This is a genomic window from Kribbella sp. NPDC050281 (assembly GCF_040655855.1).
Taxonomy (GTDB): Bacteria; Actinomycetota; Actinomycetes; order Propionibacteriales; family Kribbellaceae; genus Kribbella.
Genome location: NZ_JBFAKS010000004.1, coordinates 154,734 through 172,215, shown reverse-complemented (window position 1 = coordinate 172,215; position 17,482 = coordinate 154,734). Strand labels below are relative to the sequence as shown.

The following is a 17,482-nucleotide window of genomic DNA, read 5'->3' as shown; positions in this document are numbered from 1 at the left end:
CGGCGGAGATGGCGAAGCCCGGCCCCGGCGGGGATCGCGAGACTTGCCCGGCGGAGATGCCGAGGCCCCGCCCGGCGGGGATCGCGAGACTTGCCCGGCGGAGATGGCGAGGCCCCGCCCGGCGCGGGTCGCGAGACTTGCCCGGCGGGGGTCGCGAGGCCCGGCCTGGCGGGAGTCGCGAGACTTGCCCGGCGCTGAGCTTGAAGGTGTGGCTTGCTCGGCGCCGAGGTTGACGGTTGGGGCTCGGCGCCGAGCTTGGAGGTTGGGGCTCGGCGCCGAGTCGGGAGCTCTACTTGGCGGTGAGTTTGATCAGGGTTGCTGCGCCGGGTGCGAGGTCGACGGGCGTTGGGCCGACCGGCCGCGGAGTGTAGGAGTGGGTGGCTGGGTCGAAGGTTGCGACTGCGCCTACGGTCTGGGGGTTCGGGGTGATCACGGCTCGGGAGCGGGCGCTGTGAGAGCGGTTGGCGACCAGGAGCCAGCGATCGGTGGAGGCGGCGTCGCGGGAGCGGAAAGTGCCGACGACTACTGGGTTCCCGGTGACTCCGGTGACCAGGTTCGTCGGGGTGAAGCCGACTGTGCCGTTGGGTAGTGGGGTTTCGTTGGCGTGGACAACGGTTTCGGAGACGAGTGGCTTGAGTTCGCGGCCGACTTGATGGAGCCAGGTGGTGTTGATCTTGCGCGCCGCGGCGTACCGAGGTGTACGACGCCCGTCAACAGTGATCAATGCGGGACCGAAGCCCTCGCCACGGGCGGCCTCGGGCGTCCAGTAGGTGAAGTACTGAATGCCCTTCGCACCGTACGCGAGGCTGATGTTGACCTGCCAGAGCAGTTCGGCGGCGGTCGGCTCGCGGTGACCGTTGTACGCGAGGGTCTGAATGAACACCCACGACGGGATGTCGCCGTGCAGGGCCGCGTCGCGGACGATCGCCCAGTTGTGGAAGTAGTTCGCGTCCTCGCGGCCCTCGGACAGTAGCGGATACCGGTCGAAGGAGATCAGCGACGGCTTCACGACGTCGACGAAGCTGCGGTAGTACGCCGCGTCGTCGGACGGGAAGAGGTTGATGTAGGGCAGCAGTTGCGGTGCCAGTTCGCGTGAGATCGCGACGGCTTTGGCCAAGGTGGCGAACCAGCCGGCGCCCGGTTCGTCGTACAGGTTGAAGCCGGCCAGGGACGAGAACGGGCCGTAGGCGTCGCGGGCGCGGGTGTAGAGGGCGCGGGCCTCGTCCGGGGTGACGCTGAGGAAGTCGGCCGTGTTGTCGGAGATCGAGAACCAGCGAGACATGTTGCGGATCTGGATGTCATCGGAGATCAGCAGTTGCAGACCGGCCGTGCGGGCGAGGTCGAGCTGGTACTGGAAGATGTTCCCGTCGCCGGCGTAGTTGCCGGAGATGACGAAGTCGAACCCGGCGTCCTTGATCTCGGTGAACCGTTCGGCAGTGCTCGCATACGGGTGCGGCGGCCAGAACAGGCCGACCGGGAACTCCGGTCCACCCGTCAGCGGCAGGTCGTCAGGCGACGGGATCGCCGCGGAGGCGGAGGCCGAGACAGCGGCCGACCCGCCAGTGGCAGCGGACCCGCCAGTGCCGGAGGCAGACCCGGCGGAGGCAGACCCAGCGGAGTCGGAGCCGGAGCCGGCGGTGGCGGAAGCAGGAAGGCCGGACGCGGACGCGGCGGTGAGTGCCGTGGCGCCGGCCCCGAACAGGAGTGTGCGGCGGGAGGGGGCGAAAGCGCGGTGGGGGCTGTCCATGGTGCTCCTTCAAGGGCGGTTGACGGAGGGTGGAGGGTGGAAATCAGGGGCGGCGGCGATGGGTGGAAATCAGGGGCGGCGGCGATGGGTGGAGACGGCTTCGCTGGTGGCGTCGAAGGCTTGTTCGGCCAGCGGGTAGTCGCGTTGAGCGACACCGAGGTACAGGGCGTCCAGGACGATCATCTGGGCATGCCGGCCGGACAGACCGCCGGTGCGGAAGGTGACGTCTCGGGCGGAGGTGACGAGGACGATGTCGGCGGTCCGGGCCAGGGGTGAGCGCGGATAGTTGGTGATGGCAACGGTCGTGGCGCCTTGGCGGCCGGCTCGTTCCAGTGGCTCGAGGACCTCGACCGTTTCGCCGCTGTGGGAGATGCCTACGGCAACATCCCCGGCTCCGAGCAGCACCGCGCTGGTGAGTGCGTTGTGTACGTCGCTCCAGGTGTTCGCGCCGCGCCCGATCCGATGCAGCCGAAGCCGCAAATCCTCAGCCACAGACGCGGACCCGGAGACGGCGTACATGTCGATTCGGCGGGCGTTGGAGATTGCTTCGACGGCGCGCCCCAGGGCGTCGACGTCGAGCGACGCGACCGTGTCCTCGAGTGCACGAGTGTCGGCTCGCAACAGCGTCCGCAGTACGTCGTCCAGCGAGTCATCCGGCCCGACCTCGGCGCCGGTCCCCCGCTCCCAGCTCAGACTGCTCCGCCCGCTCTCCGCCGCGAGCGCCAGCCGCAGCTCGGCGTACCCGGACAGGCCGAGCGCAAGGCAGAACCGGGTGACGCTCGGCAGCGACGTACCGCACCGGGCCGCCAACTGCCCGATCGTCGACGACGCCACCGCTGCCGGATCCCGCAGTACCTCGGTCGCGATCCGGGCCTGTGCCGGGCTGAGCGCCGGCAGCAGTCCATGGATCCGGGCCTCGAGGCTCGGCGGTGGCGTCGCGGCGACGGCGCTGGTCATGTGAATTATTCTCAGAGCATCCAACAACGAATTGCAAGAGTTCACACACGCAAAAAGACAAGACCCCCTCGACCACGAAGGCCGAGGGGGTCTGTCGACACGCGACAAGTCAGAACAACGCAGCCATCAACCGCCGCCGCGCCTTGATCACCCGGTCGTCGTCCGCGCCGACGACCTCGAAGAGCTCGAGCAGGTGCAGCCGGACCGCGTTCCGCTCGTCGCCCGAGGTCGCCTGGATGGTGCTGATCAGCCGGTTGAACGCGTCGTCGACGTGCCCGCCCATGAGATCGACATCGGCCACCAACTGCTGCGCCTCGATGTCCGTCGGGTTGTCGGCCGCGCGCGTCCGCAGGTCGGCGGGCACGTCCTGGGTGCGCTTGACCAGCTGCACCCGGGCCAGGCCGGACTTCGCCTCGGCGTCCGCCGGCGTCTCCTTCAGCAGCTCCTCGTACGCCGCGATCGCGCCGTCCAGGTCACCGGCACCGACCGCGTTCTCAGCCTTCTCGTACCGCGGATTCGGCGGCGGCTCCTCCTCGTCCTCCGCCAAAGGTGCCTCGGGTCCGACGGGATCGGCCCGCCCGCTGATGCCGTTGGCGACCGCCACTGTCAGCAGCTGGTCGAGATACCCACGCACCTCCGGGTCGCCCAGGGCGCCCTGGAACAGCGGAACCACCTGACCCCGCAGTACGGCGATCACCAGCGGCACCGACTGTACGCCGACCGCCTGGGCCAGCTGTGGGTTCGCGTCGACGTCGATCCGGGCCAGCAGGAACTTGCCGGCGTACTCGGTCGACAGCTGGGCCAGCACCGGGCCGAGCGCGATCGACGCCTCCGACCGCGGCGACCAGAACTCGACCACCACCGGTGACTGGATGGACCGCTCGATCACATCGGACTGGAAGGTCGCCTCGCTGACGTTCAGCACATACGCCCCCGACGCTCCGCCACCGCCCGCCGGTGCGCCACCACCGGAGCCGGGCGGCGGGGCCGCGGGCTTGCGCAGGGACGACAGATCGATCGCCCCAGGACGGGAGAAGTTCGACTGACTCACCACTGCCCTCGCATTCCGGTCGCGCCAAATTGGCGCTCACTGCGTACGTTCACAGGTCCATCCTCTACGACGCGGTGGAACCGTGTCGTGCCCGGGTCGCCAGCAGCAGTCTGGCCAGCCCACTCCGGGTGCCCGCGACGGCGAGCCGGTCACCGCCTCGGAGCAGTTTGCCGGACGCCGGTTTCCAGTCCCACGGACCATCGTCCTGGCGCGCGAGCACGCGCAATCCGCCTTCCTCGTCGAGCTCGCCCAGGCGCAGGCCGACGGCGACCGAGCCCGGCTCGACGGTGACCTCGGTGAGCAGCAGAACCCGGCGACCGGCGGGGACCGTCACCTGGCTGCGCCGGTTCGCGGCGGCCGCGGCGATCGCCGGGGCGACCAGCATCGACACCGACCGGCTGTGGCCGAGCCCGAGCCGGCGCTCGACCCGCTGCGCCAGGTCGTGGTCGAACATCCGCATCGTGATCCGGGCGTCCGGGTTCAGGTCGCGGACGACCATCGCCGATTCCAGATTCGTGATGTCGCCGTCGGTGAGCGCGAGCACGGACAGGCATCGCTGCACCCCGGCCGACCGCAGGGTCTCCTCGTTGCTGCTGTCACCGATCACCACCGGGATCCGCAACCGATGCGCGGTCTGTACGCCGGGCGCGTCCTCGTCATGCTCGACGCCGACGACCGCCACGCCCCGCTCGGCCAGGATCTCCAGCACTCGCGCGCCGACCGTCCCGAGGCCGCACACGACCACATGATTGCGCGGCCGCCCGCGGACCCCACCGATCACCCGCGACAGTCGCGCACCGATCAGCGAGTCGACGATGACCGCGGTCAGCAGCGCCACCAGCACGATGCCGGTCAACTGGACCACGACGGCCGCGACCTTCGCCCACGGCGCCGCCTCGGAGAACGTGTCGTCCTCGATCCCCGCCGACGTCACCGCACCAGCGGCAAGATAGACAGCCCGCAACCACTCGACCTTCGCGATGAAATGCGTCAGCACAGTCCCGGCGACCACGAGCAACGCCATCACCGCGGCGATCCGCCGTACCCGCCGGTCGAAGATGTCGCCGGCCGCCATCAGCCAGCCGGCCCGCCGTACGTCTCTGGTCCGCCAGACGCTGCGGATGCCGGTGCCGAGCACGATGTCACCGCTCGGATCGGAGCTCGAGGTCGGCAGCAGTTCCGGCGTCGCGGACGACGTTGTGTCGGCGAGCACGGTCAGATGCGGTTGCCGGATCAGGTCGGCCTGACCGGCCACCAGCCGCCGGCCACCGATCTCGAGCCAGGTGAGCTCGTCGTCCTCGAGCGCGTCGGAGACGAACGCGGGCGCGGCCAGCGACGGTCCGGAGATCACCACGCAGTCGCCGAGCAGGCTGTGCAACTGCTTGCCCAGTCGCGGGTTCACCATCTGCACGATGATGCGCAGATCGGGATCCATGTCGCGGGCGGTCAGCGCGGTGTGCACATTGCGGACATCGTCAGTGTCCAACAGCACCAGGGCCCGCGCGGTCGAGGCGTTGCCGTCCTGAGCGTCGACCCCGGCCCGACGCAGCAGCGACTCGCTGATGACCCGGACACCCATCACCTGCGCTCCGAGCTCACCGATCCGGTCGTAGTGCCGCGACGCCGGGTTGACGACCGCGATCACCCGCTCGCCGGAGCTCACCAGCTCGGTGACGACCCGCAGCATGGTGCGGTCCGAGCCACACACGACCACACCACGCCCGTCCGCCGGGCCGATCGCCTCCCGGGCCTGCGATCCCAGTCCGCCGGGTTCCGCCGGGCCCGAGTCGGAGGAGGAACTCTCGTCAGAAGCGGGCGGGCTCTCGGTACTCGCCCCACTCGTCCCGAAGAACGTGACAGATTTCCCCCATCGTGGCCTCCGCACGCGCCGCCTCCAGCATGGGCTCGATCAGGTTGCCAGTACTCCTGGCCGCCTCCACCAGAGCCGTTAGCGTACGCCGGACGCGGTCCTCGTCACGGTGCGACTTGCGTTCCGCGAGCACCCGGCACTGCTCGACCTCGACCTCGTGGCTGACCCGGAGGATCTCCAGCTCGCCGGAGACGGTGTCCGTCAGCGTGTTCACGCCGACGATCTTCTTCTCGCCCTTCTCCAGCTTCTGCTGGTACTCGAAGGCGGCGTCGGCGATCTCGCCCATGAACCAGCCGTCCTCGATCCCGCGCAGGATGCCGCCGGTCATCGAGCCGTCCGGGCTCATCTCCTTGATCCGCGCGAAGATCTCCTCGGCCTCGGCCTCGATCTTGTCGGTGAGCGCCTCGACGAACCAGGATCCGCCGAGCGGGTCGGCGACGTTGGTGACGCCGACCTCCTCCATCAGCACCGACTGCGTGCGCAGCGCGATCTCGGCCGACTCCTCGCTCGGCAGCGCGAGCGTCTCGTCCAACGCGTTGGTGTGCAGCGAGTTCGTCCCGCCGAGGATGGCCGCCAACGCCTCGACAGCCGTCCGTACGACGTTGTTGTACGGCTGCTGGGCCGTCAGCGACACCCCGGCGGTCTGGGTGTGGAACCGCAGCGACAGGGCCTTGTCGGTGCGAGCGCCGTACACATCGCGCAGCCAGCGCGCCCAGATCCGTCGGGCCGCGCGGAACTTCGCGATCTCCTCGAAGAAGTCCAGGTGGCTGTCGAAGAAGAACGACAGGCCCGGCGCGAACACGTCGATGTCGAGTCCGCGGGACAGCCCGAGCTCGACGTACCCGAACCCGTCGGCCAGCGTGTACGCCAGCTCCTGCCCGGCCGTCGAACCGGCCTCGCGGATGTGGTAGCCGGAGACGCTGAGCGGCTTGTACGCCGGGATGCGCTCTGCGCAGTACTCCATCAGGTCACCGATCAGGCGTAGGTGCGGTTCCGGTGGGAACAGCCACTCCTTCTGCGCGATGTACTCCTTGAAGATGTCGGTCTGCAGCGTCCCGTTGAGCTTGGTGATGTCCGCGCCCTGCCGCTCGGCGGAGACCAGGTACATCACGAACGCCGGTACGGCGGGGCCGGAGATCGTCATCGAGGTCGTGACGTCCTGCAGCGGGATGTCCTTGAACAGCCGGTCCATGTCGGCGGCCGAGTCGATCGCGACACCGCAGTGCCCGACCTCGCCGAGCGCCTTCGCGTCGTCGGAGTCGCGGCCCATCAGCGTCGGCATGTCGAACGCGACGGACAGGCCGCCGCCACCACCGTTCAGGATCATCTTGTACCGCTCGTTGGTCTGCTCGGCGTTGCCGAAGCCGGCGAACTGGCGGATCGTCCAGGTGCGGCCGCGGTAGCCGGTCGGGTACAGGCCACGGGTGAACGGGAACTCCCCCGGCCAGCCGATCCGCTCCATCCGGGGGTCGTCGACACCCTCGGGAGGTCCGTACACCGGCGCGACCTCGGTGCCGGAGAGCGTGGTGAAATCCGCCTCCCGCTTGCGCGCCGCGTCGTACCGCTGCTGCCACCGGCTCCGGCCGGCCGCGATCTGCTCGGCATCCATCAGTCAGACCTCCTAGGGGACTGGTCCCAAAATACTAGGACGTCCAACTATTTCCAATTCCCCGGACTGACCCCGCTCCGGCGAGATGATGCGCGCCAGGACCTGGGGAGGGATTCCGTGCGGACTTTGACGACCGGACCGGTCGGGGTGCACTACGCCCAGCTGTACGTCCAGAGCCATGAGTTCGTGTCGGATCTGGGCGCGTCCTTCGCCGGCCAGCAGAACGGGCTGTGTGGTGCGGCGGTGCCCGGGGCGCTGTTCCTGATCACCGGCCTGCACACCGGCGACGTCGGCGTCTCGGTCGAGCTGCACGACTCCGAACCACCGGTCGACGACGCCTGGGAGGAGATCGTCGAGGCGTCGTACACGCCGGTCGGCGCGACCACCGCGCTCGTCGGGTGGGCCGGCGAGTGGCAGGAGCCGCTGGACCTGGCCGAAACCGACTACCGGGTGCGGTACTGCGGAACCGGCATGGACGCCGGCCACGAGACCGACACCACGCTCGACGGCGAGCCGCTCGTCGACCACTACCTCTTGCAGTTCTGGCCTGCGCCGCCCGAGCCCGACCGGGTCATCAAGGTGACGAGCGGTACGGCGGCGTACTGGCACGACTACGCGCGACAGCAGCCGCCTCCACCCACCGCGGAGGAACGTGCCGAAGCCGAGCCCGACCACGAGTAGGCATCGCCGGTGCTAGCCGGCCAGGCGTAGGGAGCGGCGGTGGGCCTGTTCGCGGGGATCCGGGACGGGCGCCGCTTCCAGCAGGCGGATCGTGTACGGGTCCTGGGGTGCGCGCAGGACCGCTTCGCGGGTGCCCTGTTCGACCAGCTTGCCGTGGCTCATCACGGCCACACGGTCGCAGACCTGATCGACCACCGCGAGGTCGTGGCTGATGAACAAGCAGGCGAAACGCAGCCGGTCCTGCAGGGACCGGAGCAGCTCGAGCACCGTCGCCTGTACCGACACGTCGAGTGCCGACGTGGGCTCGTCCGCGATCAGCAGGCCGGGATCGAGCGAGATCGCCCTCGCGATCGACACGCGCTGCCGCTGACCGCCCGACAGCTCGTGCGGATACCGCCCGGCCCATCCGCGCGGCAGCTCGACGCTGTCCAGCAGCTCCTCGACCCGTCCACGCAGCTCAGCACCCCGTACGCCGCGATGTACGGCGAGCGGTTCGCCGATGGACTGACCGATTGTGGCGCGCGGGTTCAGTGAGCCGGCCGGGTTCTGGAACACCACGCCGATCCGGGACCGGGTCTGACGCACGACCGAGGAGGACGCGGTGGTGAGCGCCTGCCCGTCGACCCGGACCTCGCCCGAGGTGATCGGCGCGAGACCGAGCACGGACTTCCCGATGGTCGACTTCCCCGACCCGGACTCGCCCACCAGACCGGTGATCTCGCCGGGGTTGAGCGCGAGGTTCACATGATCCACCGCAAGGACCGTCTTGCCGCGCCGGCCGCGGTACTCGACCACGAGATCCTCGACCGACAGAGCCGGCGTACCGTCCGTCGGTCCGGACGGCTTGTCGTCGCGCAGACCACCGCGCGGCACCGCGTCGAGCAGCGCCCGCGTGTACGGCTCGGTCGGCCGGTCGAACAGCTCATGTACGTCGGCCGTCTCGACCACCGACCCCTTGCGCATGACAACGACCCGGTCGGCCACGTCCGCGACCACGCCCATGTCGTGCGTGATGATCATGATCGCCCCGGAGATCTCCGACCGCATCGCGAGCAGTACGTCGAGCACCTCCTGCTGCACGGTCACATCCAGCGCGGTGGTCGGCTCGTCCGCGATCAGCAGCTCGGGGTCACAGGCGACCGCGATCGCGATCATCACCCGTTGGCACTGACCGCCGGACAGCTGGTGCGGGTAGTACTTCAACCGCGACTCGGGCTGGGGGATCTCGACCATCCGGAGCAGCTCGATCGCCCGCTCGCGGGCCTGCCCGCGAGACAGCGCCGGCTGATGCGCCCGGATCATCTCGATCAGCTGCGACCCGATCGTGAACACCGGGTCCAGCGCGCCGACCGGATCCTGGAAGATCATCGCGATCCGGCGGCCGCGCAACGTCGCCAGCTCGGCCCGTGACATCGACAACACGTCATCGCCGCCGAAGCTGATCCGACCGCCGACCGCCGCGTTGGACGGCAGCAGCCCGAGCGCCGCCAGCGAGGTGACGCTCTTGCCCGATCCGGACTCCCCCACGACCGCGAGTACCTCGCCCGGCCGGACCGCGAAACTCACCTGGTCCACCGCGCGGTGCGTCGTACCGCCGACGGTGAAGTCGACGGTCAGGTCCTCGAACCGCAGGATGTCGCCGGTCACCGTCCCTCCTCAGCGTCCAACTTGTCCCGGTACTCTTCCCAGTCCGCCAGCATCTTGCGGTGGTACGCCGTCAGCCACTCGAAGTAGTTGCGCGCATTCCGCAGCCGCTTGCGCGGACCAGGCATCCCGTCGGGCAGCTCGGTCAGCATGTGATCGAAGAGTTGTCGCTGCTTGCCCAGCGACCGCCGCTCACCGGCCAGGAAGCTGCCCCAGATGTCGTCGTCGACCTTGAAGTAGTGACTGCGATCTCCGGGGACAGCGTGCCGCGCGACGAAACCGAGATCGATCAGCCGCCGCGTCGTACTCGAGATCGAGCCCGCGCTGGCCGACAGCGCCCGGGCCAGCTCGGCCGAGGAGACGAACGGCTTGTTGCTGATCATCAGGTAGCCGAGCACCCGGCCTTCCATCCGCGGCGAGCCGGCCAGCTCTCTGAGCAGGGCGAACTGCTCGACGAACTCCGCGCGGCGCGGGTCCTCCTCCCAGGCCTCGTCGTCGACCGGCTTGTCATCCGTCATGACGACCTCCTGGCCTCAACGTGCACCTCGGCGTCCGCGATCTGCGCCGACCGGCGCGCCCGGAACACCTCGACTGGCCACCGCGAGCTCCCGCCGTACCGGACGACCTCGGGCTGTCCGTCCGCGTCCCAGGTGAACTCCACCTTCTCGCCGATCGACCCGAACCCGGCCGCCGGTACGACGGCCAGCGTGTTCTCGTCGATGACCCGGAGCTCCTCGTAGCTGTCGACCGGGTCCGGCGCGGCCGTGAAGAACGCGACCAGCCGGCCACCCAGCAGCGCGATGCTCATCACGCCCATCAGGTTCGCGAAGTTGCCGCAGAACCGGCGCCCGTCGATGTCGCTCGGCACCGCGGAGCCGGCGGGAGCATTGGCCGCCAGGTCGAGCAGCTTGACCACGCCGGTCGCGAGGATGCCGGCCGGGCCGCCGATGCAGTTGGTGAGCACCGATACGACGATCTGGTCGACGGGATCGATGAAGGTCCGGGTGATGTGGCCCGGATACCCACCGCTGTGGCCGACCAGCCGGCGGTCGCCGACCTTCACGATGTCCAGGCCCAGCCCGTACCGGCCGATCTCGCGGCCGTGCGCGTTGACCAGGCTCTCGTCACGCTGCAGCAGCCGCTTGCTCGCGTCGGTCAGCAGCTGATCCGCTCCGAAGAAGTGCGCGGCGCCGTACGACGTGAGGTCCTCGGCGGTCGAGTAGAAGCCGGTGGCCGCGGCCATCGCCCGGGTGTCGACGTGCGGGATCGTCTCGCGTACGTCGGAGCCGTCCAGCAGCCCGGTGTGACCACCGGCGTACTCACTGGCCCGCTCTTGATCCCACTCGGCGCCGGTGTTCGCCAGGCCGAGCCGACCGGTGATGTTGGCGGCGACGTAATCGCCGTACGAGAGCCCGCTCGCGGACTCGATCACCAGGCCGAGCAGCGAGTAGCCGATGTTCGTGTACTTGAAGTGCTCGTTCGGCTCGAACACCTGGCCGTGGCTCAGGCACAGCTCCACCAGCGCCTTGCGGTCCGGGAACGGATCCATCAGCTGCCAGTAGTCCTTGTCGACGCCGTCGCGGATCACGCCGCCCTGGTGGCCGAGCAGCTCGCGCACGGTGACCGGCGCCAGCGCACTGCCCGCCAGCTCGGGGACGTGCGCCTCGATCGGGTCGTCGAGGCGGACCTTGCCCTGCTCGACCATCTGCAGGATCGAGGTCGCGGTGAAGGTCTTCGAGTGCGACGCGATCCGGAACAGATGGTCGGTCCGCAGCGGCGTCCCGGCCACCTCGTCACTGTTCCCGAGGGCGGTCGACAGGACGATCTCGTCACCGACCCGGATCGCCGCCTGGACTCCCGGCGTTCGCAGGTAGCGGCGCTGGTACTCCAGCCAGCTCTCGATCGCGGGAGCGGCTTCACGAGCGGTGGTGAGGTCATACGAGGACAAGGCGGCGTCCGTTCTGTCGTGGGTGGTCATTCAGGAGCGTCCCTTCGGGTTGACCGCGTCGCGGAGTACGTCGCCGAGGGTGATCAGGCTCAGTACGGTCGCGGCGAGGAAGATGCCCGGGTAGATCAAGGTGTGCGGTGCCTGCTGGAACCTGGACTGCGCGGTGGCGAGTTGCAGGCCCCACGAGATCGACGGCGCCCGCAGGCCGAGGCCGAGGAACGTCAGCGTCGACTCCGCGACGATCACGCCCCCGACGGTCAGGGTGGCGACCGCGAGCACCGGACCGATCGAGTTCGGCAACACATAGTGACTGAGAATGCGGCTGGTCGGGAACCCCATGGCCTTCGCTGCTTGCACGTACTCCGCGTCCCGGGTCGCGCGGACCGTCGTACGCACCATCCGGGCCAGCGCCGGCCAGGAGAACAACGCGAGCACGAGCGCGACCGACAGGACCGACCGCTTGCCGAGACTGTTCAGTACGACGATCGCCCCGAGCAGGAACGGGAATCCGAGGAAGACATCGGTCAGCCGGGCCAGCACCGAGTCGGCCCAACCACCGACGTACCCGGCGATGGTGCCGACTCCGACGGCGATGACGAGCGCGACCAGTGTGCACATCAGGCCGACCGCCAGCGACGCGCGAGCGCCGTGGACGACGTTCGCGTACACGTCGCAGCCCTGCAGGTCCTGACCGAACGGATGCCCGTGCGACGACGGGCGAGCACTCGCCGAGATGTCGCACGCACGCGGATCCGGGGTGCCGAACCATCCGCCGACCCACCCCGGGAACAGAGCGAGCAGCAGGAGTACGGCGAGCACGGTCAACGGCAGCCAGAACAACACGCGGCGCCGGACGGTCGCCCAGACCCCGCGCCCGGCGAGGGTGTCCTCCTCGACCGTCTGCGCCAGCACCTGGTCAGTCATGGCGGATCCTCGGGTCGAGCAGCGAGTTGAGCAGATCGACGACCACGCTGGTGAGCAGGAAGATCAGGATCAGCGCTGTCGCGATGCCGACGACGGTCGGTCCCTCATGCACCCGGATCGACTGGAACAGCAACTGACCGACGCCGGGCAGGTTGAAGATCCCCTCGGTGACCACAGCACCGCCGAGCAACGCGCCCAGGTCGATCGCCAGATAGGTCAGCACCGGGATCGACGAGTTCCGCAGTACGTGGATGCCGACCACCCGGCGCCGGGTCAGGCCCTTGGCCCACAGCGCCCGGACGAAGTCCGAACTCATCGTGTCGACCACGCTCCCCCGGGTCAGCCGGGCCACCGCAGCCAGCCCGTACAGCGCCAGCACGGTCGCCGGTAGCAAGTACGACAACGGCCAGCCGTCGGTCACCCCGGCGATCGGCAGCAGCGACAGCTTCACGCCGAACACCAGTTGCGCGGTCACCGCCATCACGAAGATCGGCACCGAGGTGATCAGGATCGTCAGGATCAGTACGCCGCGATCGATCCAGGTGTTCTTCCGCAGCCCGGCGATCAAGCCGAGGCCGACGCCGACCACGACCTGGATCACCCACGCGGTCAGCGCGAGCCGGATCGTCACCGGCCACCGCGTCGCCAGCCGCTCCGCCACCGACCGGCCGCGGAAGTCGACACCCAGGTCGCCGGTCAGCAGATGACCGAGATAGCGCAGGTACTGCGACCACAGCGGATCGTTCAGGTGGTAGAGCTCGCGGATCCGCTCGACCACCGCCGGGGACAGCGGCTGATCGCCCCCCAGGCTGGAGATCGGGTCGCCGGGCAGCGCGAACACGGCCGCGTAGATGGCGAACGTGACGCCGAAGAACACCAGCACGAGTTCGATCACCCGTCGGACGGTGAAGCGCAGCATCAGCCCGCCTCTCGCCGTACGGCCTTCAGTAGCGCGAGGGTGGCGGCGTACTGGACTCCGACGAGGTCCTTGATCGGGACGGTCCGCAGCTCCTGGTCGAGGGCGGCGGCCTCGGCCTGCCACTCCCGGTAGAGCTCACGCATCCGCCGGCTCAGTGGGTGCAGTACGGCGGCCGCACTCCCGCGCGCGATCTCGCCCTCGAGCGAGCGCAGCAGCATGCCGCCGAACCTCAGCCGGAACGACCGGTGCACATCGGTCAGCCCGAAGGCCTCCGCGACCGTCGCCATCCGCGCGGGGTCCTCCTTCTTCGCCCGGAGCCGGTCGCGTTCCGGCCGCTTGGCCAGATACGGGAGGAAGGCGTCGGTCGCCCGGACCAGTTGCGAGTCGTCGGACAGGTAGGGGCGGGCCGCGTCGAAGATCTCGATCATCGCGTCGAGATCCTTGCCGAGGGCATCGGCCATCCGGGCCAGCACGTCGCGGTACGACGCGTCGCTCGGCGTCTGGTCGTCGTTCGCGGGATGCGTCCAGTACGGCAGCTCGGCGACCAGGCTGACCGTCCCGTGCCGCTCGGCGTACTCCGCCGACGACCCACCCGACGACGAGTACGGCGTCAGCCCGAGGCTCTCGGTGTAGTCGTACGTCGCCTTGGCCGAGATCATCTCGTAGACCGCGGGACCGAGCGGCCGCGCGACCGGAGTCTCGGGCTCACCGAGATCGAGTGGCAGCCCGAACGACGCGGTGATCGCGTGCAACTCGTCGACGAAGCCGCCGAGCTCACGGGTGACGTAGTAGTACACGCCGCCGACCTCGGTGTTGTGCAGCGAGACGGCGACCACCGGCTCGAGCTCGTCGATCACCCGCATCAGGGCGAACGCCTCGGGCATCACCTGGTCGAAGTACGCGTTCTTGTACTGGAACGGGAACGACCACTCGACCTGCTCGGCCGGGGCCGGGCGGTAGAAGTGCTCGAGGCAGTTCACCCGGTTGAACGGACCGTCGAACCAGCCCTCGTTGAGGCGGGTGCCGTCGGGGTCGATGCAGCCGATGATGTTCCAGCGGCAGCCGCCGCGGAGGTCCTCGTCTGCGCAGAGATCCTCGGCCAGCCGGATCGCGGTCCAGAAGCCGATCGGTTCGTTCGGGTGCACCCCGGCGTACACGAGCGCCTCGTCGGGGCCGGTGCCGATCGAGTACATCGTGATCGGGTCGCCGAGGCGCGACGTACCGATCCTGCGACTGGTGACCAGGTCCGGGTGACGGCCGGCCAACTCGTCGAGGCGCTCGGTGATCTCGTCGACGCCCGGGAAGTGGTCCAGGTCGGGCACGCGGTGGGCCCGCTCCAGGATCTCCCGGAGCGGGCTCGGGTTGGTTGCTGTCATCAACTATCCGCCAGGGTGGTGTTCTCGAGTTCCAGGCTGCCCGCGCCCTCGGCCAGCTTGGCGATCCGGTCCGAGGTGGCGTAGGTGTACTTCTCGAAGAACATCGGCGGGGCCGGGAAGTCCTTGATGATCGCCTTCTGGACGTCGACGTACCCCTCGATCGCCTTCTGCGGATCGACCTGCGCGTCCGCCTTGGCCAGCAACTGCTCCACCTGCGGGGTGTAGTAGGGGATGCAGTTCACGCAGCCGCCGGCCTTGGTGTAGAAGGACCGCAGCGTGTTCTGCTGGCTGGCGTAGAGGGCGCCCCAGCGGGAGAAGTACGGGCCGCTCAGCTTCTTCTCGTTGCGCAGCTTCTGGAACTCCGGGAAGTCGGTGGTGGGCGTCGCGGTGACGTCCTTGATACCGAGGTTCTGCCGGAGCTGGTTGGCGTAGGCGTTGTAGAGGTCGTCGAGCCCGGCACCACCCGGGTAGCGGATCTCCATCTTGCCGCTGAAGCCGCCCGCCTCGGCCAGCAACTGCTTGGCCTTGGTGGGGTTGAACGTGCACAGCTCACCGCAGAGGTCCTTCGGCGTACCCGGCTCGCCCGGCGGGGTCAGCGCGGTGGCGGGCGTCCAGATGCCGCCGTAGATCACGTTGCTGACAGCCTGGCGGTCGATCGCCATCGAGATCGCTTCGCGCACCCGGACATCGGCATAGCGCTTGTCCCACAGCGGCAGTCCGAGGTAGTTCATGCCGAGGCCCTCGAAGACGTACGCACGGTCGCCGAAGTCCTTCTTCACCTGAGCCATCCGGGCCGCCGGGACGAAGATGATGTCGGTGTTGCCGGCCTGGACGTCGGTGTAGGCCGTGGTCATGTCGGTGTACGGCTTGAACACGATCTCGTCGATGCTCGGCTTCGGGCCCTGGTAGTCGGCGTACGCCTTGACCGTCATCGGCTCGTTCTCGGTGTAGCTGCCGTCCATCTCGAACGGCCCGTTGCCGATCGGCTTCTTGCCGTAGGCGTCGAGATCCTTGTACGCCGCCTCGGGCATCGGGAAGAACCCGGTCTGTGCCTGCGACAACTGGGTCGGGAACTGCCCGTCGGGGCTCTTCAGCGTGACCGTGAAGGTGAGCTCGTCGACCACCTTGAGGCCGGACAGCTCCTTGGTCTTCGGCGTGCCCTTGGCCGGGTTGAGGGCGTCGTACCCGGCGATGTTGACCAGTTGGCCGCTGTTCTCCCAGGCGTTCGGGCCGTAGGCGACCGTGTTCCACGCCTTCACGTAGCTCTCCGCGGTGACCTTCTCGCCGTTGTGGAAGGTCCAGCCCGGGCGCAGCTTGACGGTCCAGTGCACGGCGTCGGTCGACTTCACCGACTCGGCGTTCAGGCAGGTGAGGCTGCCGTCGCTCTTCATGTAGGTGAGCGCGGAGAACAGCACCTTGTCCTGCGCGAAGGCGATGGTCTGACGGCCCGGGTTCAGCGTGACCGGGTCGTCGACGGCGTACGAGACCGACCTGACTCCGTCGGCCGGGGAGGCGGAACCGCCGCCGGAACAGCCTGACAGCGTGAGGGCGCCGGCGAGCAGGACGGCGGTCACCCGGACAGCACGGCGTTTCATGGGTCCTCCAGCTACTTCCGCGGCCGCAGGGCGGGCCGACTGTGTTCCCCCGATCCTGGAGGCCCTGAGCTTGTAGCGCAATAGGGAAACTTGGGAAGTTTCAGTAGGAAATGAACTCTTAGCGCGGACGTAACACTGGGAAAGGCCTGGTTGAGGCAGGGTTCAAGCGTCGATCAGCTGAAGTCGCCGGCGTTGTGGCGGAGCGGTTCGAGCACCGACCAGAGCATCTTGAGCTGCTCGTCGCTGAGTCCGCTGAGGGCGAAGTCGGCGGCGACGAGGTCTGCGGTGGCCCGCTCGACCAGGTCCCGGCCGTCCTGAGTGATCTCGCACAGCACCGCCCGGCCGTCGTCCGGGTGTGGGGTCCGGGTCACCAGCCCGGCCGCCTCCAGCCGGCGGACGATCGACGTGACCGACGTCGGGTGGACCTGCAGCCGCTCCCCCATCTTCCCCAGCGGCAGCGAGCCGCGCCGCGAGAACGTGAGCAGCACCAGCGCCTCGAACCGCGCGAACGTCAGTCCGTGCTTGCGAAGGATGTCGTCCAGTTCCCCGATGACGATCTGCTGCGCCCGCATCAGCGACGTGACGGCCCGCATCTGCTCGACCGCACCCCAGCGCCGCCCCCACTGCCGCGACGCCTCGTCGATCGGATCGAACGGCAACGCCCTCTTCCTCGCCATGAGCCGAAGGTTAGCTGGACACTAGGCACACCATGGCCAGACTCAGACATTCGGACTTCCCGGCGCTCGGCACCGACGCGCCCGCGGAGCAGTTGATCAGCCTCCGCTTCCGCTGGTATCACCACCAAGCCAACCAAGCCCGGGTCGCGTACCGAGGGCTGGGCACCGTCCAGCTCGTCGCGGCGCTGTTCGTCGCGATCTCGGTCGCGATCAGCGCACCCATCTGGCTCGCTCCGTCGCTCGGCGCCCTGATCGCGCTGGCCGAGGGGATCCGGACGCTCTTCGGGTTCAAGGACTCGTATCCGACCTACCGCCGGACCGCCGAGGACCTTCGGAACGAAGCCTGGTTGTACGTCCAGCGGGCCGGCCGGTACGCAACCGCCGAGGATCCGGCCAAACTGCTGACCGAACGTGTGGTGGAGATCAGCCACACCGAGACAGCCGACTGGGAAGAAGCACTCAAGCAACGGAGCGTCTGAAAGTG

The 17,482-nt window shown here is 68.8% G+C and carries 15 protein-coding genes; 2 read left to right on the top strand and 13 right to left on the bottom strand.

The window, feature by feature from the left end:
- Positions 1-289 precede the first annotated feature (289 nt).
- The 5 genes from AB0I34_RS06620 to AB0I34_RS06600 form a co-directional block, all read right to left on the bottom strand.
- Positions 290-1,747, bottom strand: coding sequence for a hypothetical protein (locus tag AB0I34_RS06620; RefSeq protein ID WP_360440496.1), 1,458 nt, complete (start codon positions 1,745-1,747; stop codon positions 290-292).
- A gap of 69 nt (positions 1,748-1,816) precedes the next feature.
- A complete protein-coding gene (locus AB0I34_RS06615) occupies positions 1,817-2,704 on the bottom strand; it encodes a MurR/RpiR family transcriptional regulator (protein WP_360440493.1) in 888 nt (295 codons plus the stop codon).
- A 109-nt stretch (positions 2,705-2,813) separates the two neighbouring features.
- Positions 2,814-3,755: a tetratricopeptide repeat protein gene (locus AB0I34_RS06610; protein WP_360440490.1), complete on the bottom strand. Its 942-nt coding sequence runs from the start codon at positions 3,753-3,755 to the stop codon at positions 2,814-2,816.
- A 64-nt stretch (positions 3,756-3,819) separates the two neighbouring features.
- Entirely contained in the window at positions 3,820-5,640 is a 1,821-nt protein-coding gene (locus tag AB0I34_RS06605) for an NAD-binding protein (RefSeq protein WP_360440487.1), read from the bottom strand.
- On the bottom strand, positions 5,561-7,234 hold the full coding sequence (locus AB0I34_RS06600) for a methylmalonyl-CoA mutase family protein (RefSeq protein WP_360440484.1): 1,674 nt from the start codon (positions 7,232-7,234) through the stop codon (positions 5,561-5,563). The genes AB0I34_RS06605 and AB0I34_RS06600 overlap by 80 nt, the downstream gene beginning before the upstream one ends.
- Before the next feature lie 117 nt (positions 7,235-7,351).
- Here AB0I34_RS06600 and AB0I34_RS06595 point away from each other — a divergent pair, with 117 nt between their 5' ends.
- Positions 7,352-7,915 carry a hypothetical protein gene (locus AB0I34_RS06595; protein WP_360440481.1) on the top strand — a complete coding sequence of 188 codons (564 nt, stop codon included), beginning with the start codon at positions 7,352-7,354 and terminating at the stop codon, positions 7,913-7,915.
- A 12-nt stretch (positions 7,916-7,927) separates the two neighbouring features.
- Here AB0I34_RS06595 and AB0I34_RS06590 read toward each other — a convergent pair whose 3' ends face one another.
- The 8 genes from AB0I34_RS06590 to AB0I34_RS06555 form a co-directional block, all read right to left on the bottom strand.
- The gene (locus tag AB0I34_RS06590) at positions 7,928-9,562 is read right to left on the bottom strand and encodes an ABC transporter ATP-binding protein (RefSeq protein WP_360440478.1); all 1,635 of its coding nucleotides are present in this window, start codon (positions 9,560-9,562) and stop codon (positions 7,928-7,930) included.
- The gene (locus AB0I34_RS06585; protein ID WP_360440475.1) at positions 9,559-10,077 is read right to left on the bottom strand and encodes a MarR family transcriptional regulator; all 519 of its coding nucleotides are present in this window, start codon (positions 10,075-10,077) and stop codon (positions 9,559-9,561) included. The genes AB0I34_RS06590 and AB0I34_RS06585 overlap by 4 nt, the downstream gene beginning before the upstream one ends.
- Positions 10,074-11,537, bottom strand: a complete 1,464-nt coding sequence (locus tag AB0I34_RS06580; RefSeq protein ID WP_360440472.1) for a serine hydrolase domain-containing protein — start codon at positions 11,535-11,537, stop codon at positions 10,074-10,076. Before AB0I34_RS06580 ends, AB0I34_RS06585 begins: the two co-directional genes overlap by 4 nt.
- Complete coding sequence (locus tag AB0I34_RS06575) at positions 11,538-12,431, bottom strand: ABC transporter permease (RefSeq protein ID WP_360440469.1); 894 nt, start codon at positions 12,429-12,431, stop codon at positions 11,538-11,540.
- Positions 12,424-13,350 carry an ABC transporter permease gene (locus AB0I34_RS06570; RefSeq protein ID WP_360440466.1) on the bottom strand — a complete coding sequence of 309 codons (927 nt, stop codon included), beginning with the start codon at positions 13,348-13,350 and terminating at the stop codon, positions 12,424-12,426. The genes AB0I34_RS06575 and AB0I34_RS06570 overlap by 8 nt, the downstream gene beginning before the upstream one ends.
- Entirely contained in the window at positions 13,350-14,726 is a 1,377-nt protein-coding gene (locus AB0I34_RS06565) for a M14 family zinc carboxypeptidase (protein ID WP_360440463.1), read from the bottom strand. The genes AB0I34_RS06570 and AB0I34_RS06565 overlap by 1 nt, the downstream gene beginning before the upstream one ends.
- Complete coding sequence (locus AB0I34_RS06560) at positions 14,726-16,321, bottom strand: ABC transporter substrate-binding protein (RefSeq protein ID WP_360440460.1); 1,596 nt, start codon at positions 16,319-16,321, stop codon at positions 14,726-14,728. Before AB0I34_RS06560 ends, AB0I34_RS06565 begins: the two co-directional genes overlap by 1 nt.
- Positions 16,322-16,494: 173 nt before the next feature.
- Positions 16,495-16,998, bottom strand: a complete 504-nt coding sequence (locus AB0I34_RS06555) for a MarR family transcriptional regulator (RefSeq protein WP_360440457.1) — start codon at positions 16,996-16,998, stop codon at positions 16,495-16,497.
- A gap of 32 nt (positions 16,999-17,030) precedes the next feature.
- Between AB0I34_RS06555 and AB0I34_RS06550 the strand changes: the two genes are divergently transcribed.
- Complete coding sequence (locus AB0I34_RS06550; RefSeq protein WP_360440454.1) at positions 17,031-17,477, top strand: DUF4231 domain-containing protein; 447 nt, start codon at positions 17,031-17,033, stop codon at positions 17,475-17,477.
- Positions 17,478-17,482 lie beyond the last annotated feature (5 nt).

Bases quoted from the DNA above. Each gene is read 5' to 3' on its own strand.
- AB0I34_RS06620 (WP_360440496.1), bottom strand. From the start codon at position 1,747: ATGGACAGCCCCCACCGCGCTTTCGCCCCCTCCCGCCGCACACTCCTG.
- AB0I34_RS06615 (WP_360440493.1), bottom strand. From the start codon at position 2,704: ATGACCAGCGCCGTCGCCGCGACGCCACCGCCGAGCCTCGAGGCCCGG.
- AB0I34_RS06600 (WP_360440484.1), bottom strand. From the start codon at position 7,234: ATGGATGCCGAGCAGATCGCGGCCGGCCGGAGCCGGTGGCAGCAGCGG.
- AB0I34_RS06585 (WP_360440475.1), bottom strand. From the start codon at position 10,077: ATGACGGATGACAAGCCGGTCGACGACGAGGCCTGGGAGGAGGACCCG.
- AB0I34_RS06580 (WP_360440472.1), bottom strand. From the start codon at position 11,537: ATGACCACCCACGACAGAACGGACGCCGCCTTGTCCTCGTATGACCTC.
- AB0I34_RS06575 (WP_360440469.1), bottom strand. From the start codon at position 12,431: ATGACTGACCAGGTGCTGGCGCAGACGGTCGAGGAGGACACCCTCGCC.
- AB0I34_RS06570 (WP_360440466.1), bottom strand. From the start codon at position 13,350: ATGCTGCGCTTCACCGTCCGACGGGTGATCGAACTCGTGCTGGTGTTC.
- AB0I34_RS06565 (WP_360440463.1), bottom strand. From the start codon at position 14,726: ATGACAGCAACCAACCCGAGCCCGCTCCGGGAGATCCTGGAGCGGGCC.
- AB0I34_RS06560 (WP_360440460.1), bottom strand. From the start codon at position 16,321: ATGAAACGCCGTGCTGTCCGGGTGACCGCCGTCCTGCTCGCCGGCGCC.
- AB0I34_RS06555 (WP_360440457.1), bottom strand. From the start codon at position 16,998: ATGGCGAGGAAGAGGGCGTTGCCGTTCGATCCGATCGACGAGGCGTCG.
- AB0I34_RS06550 (WP_360440454.1), top strand. From the start codon at position 17,031: ATGGCCAGACTCAGACATTCGGACTTCCCGGCGCTCGGCACCGACGCG.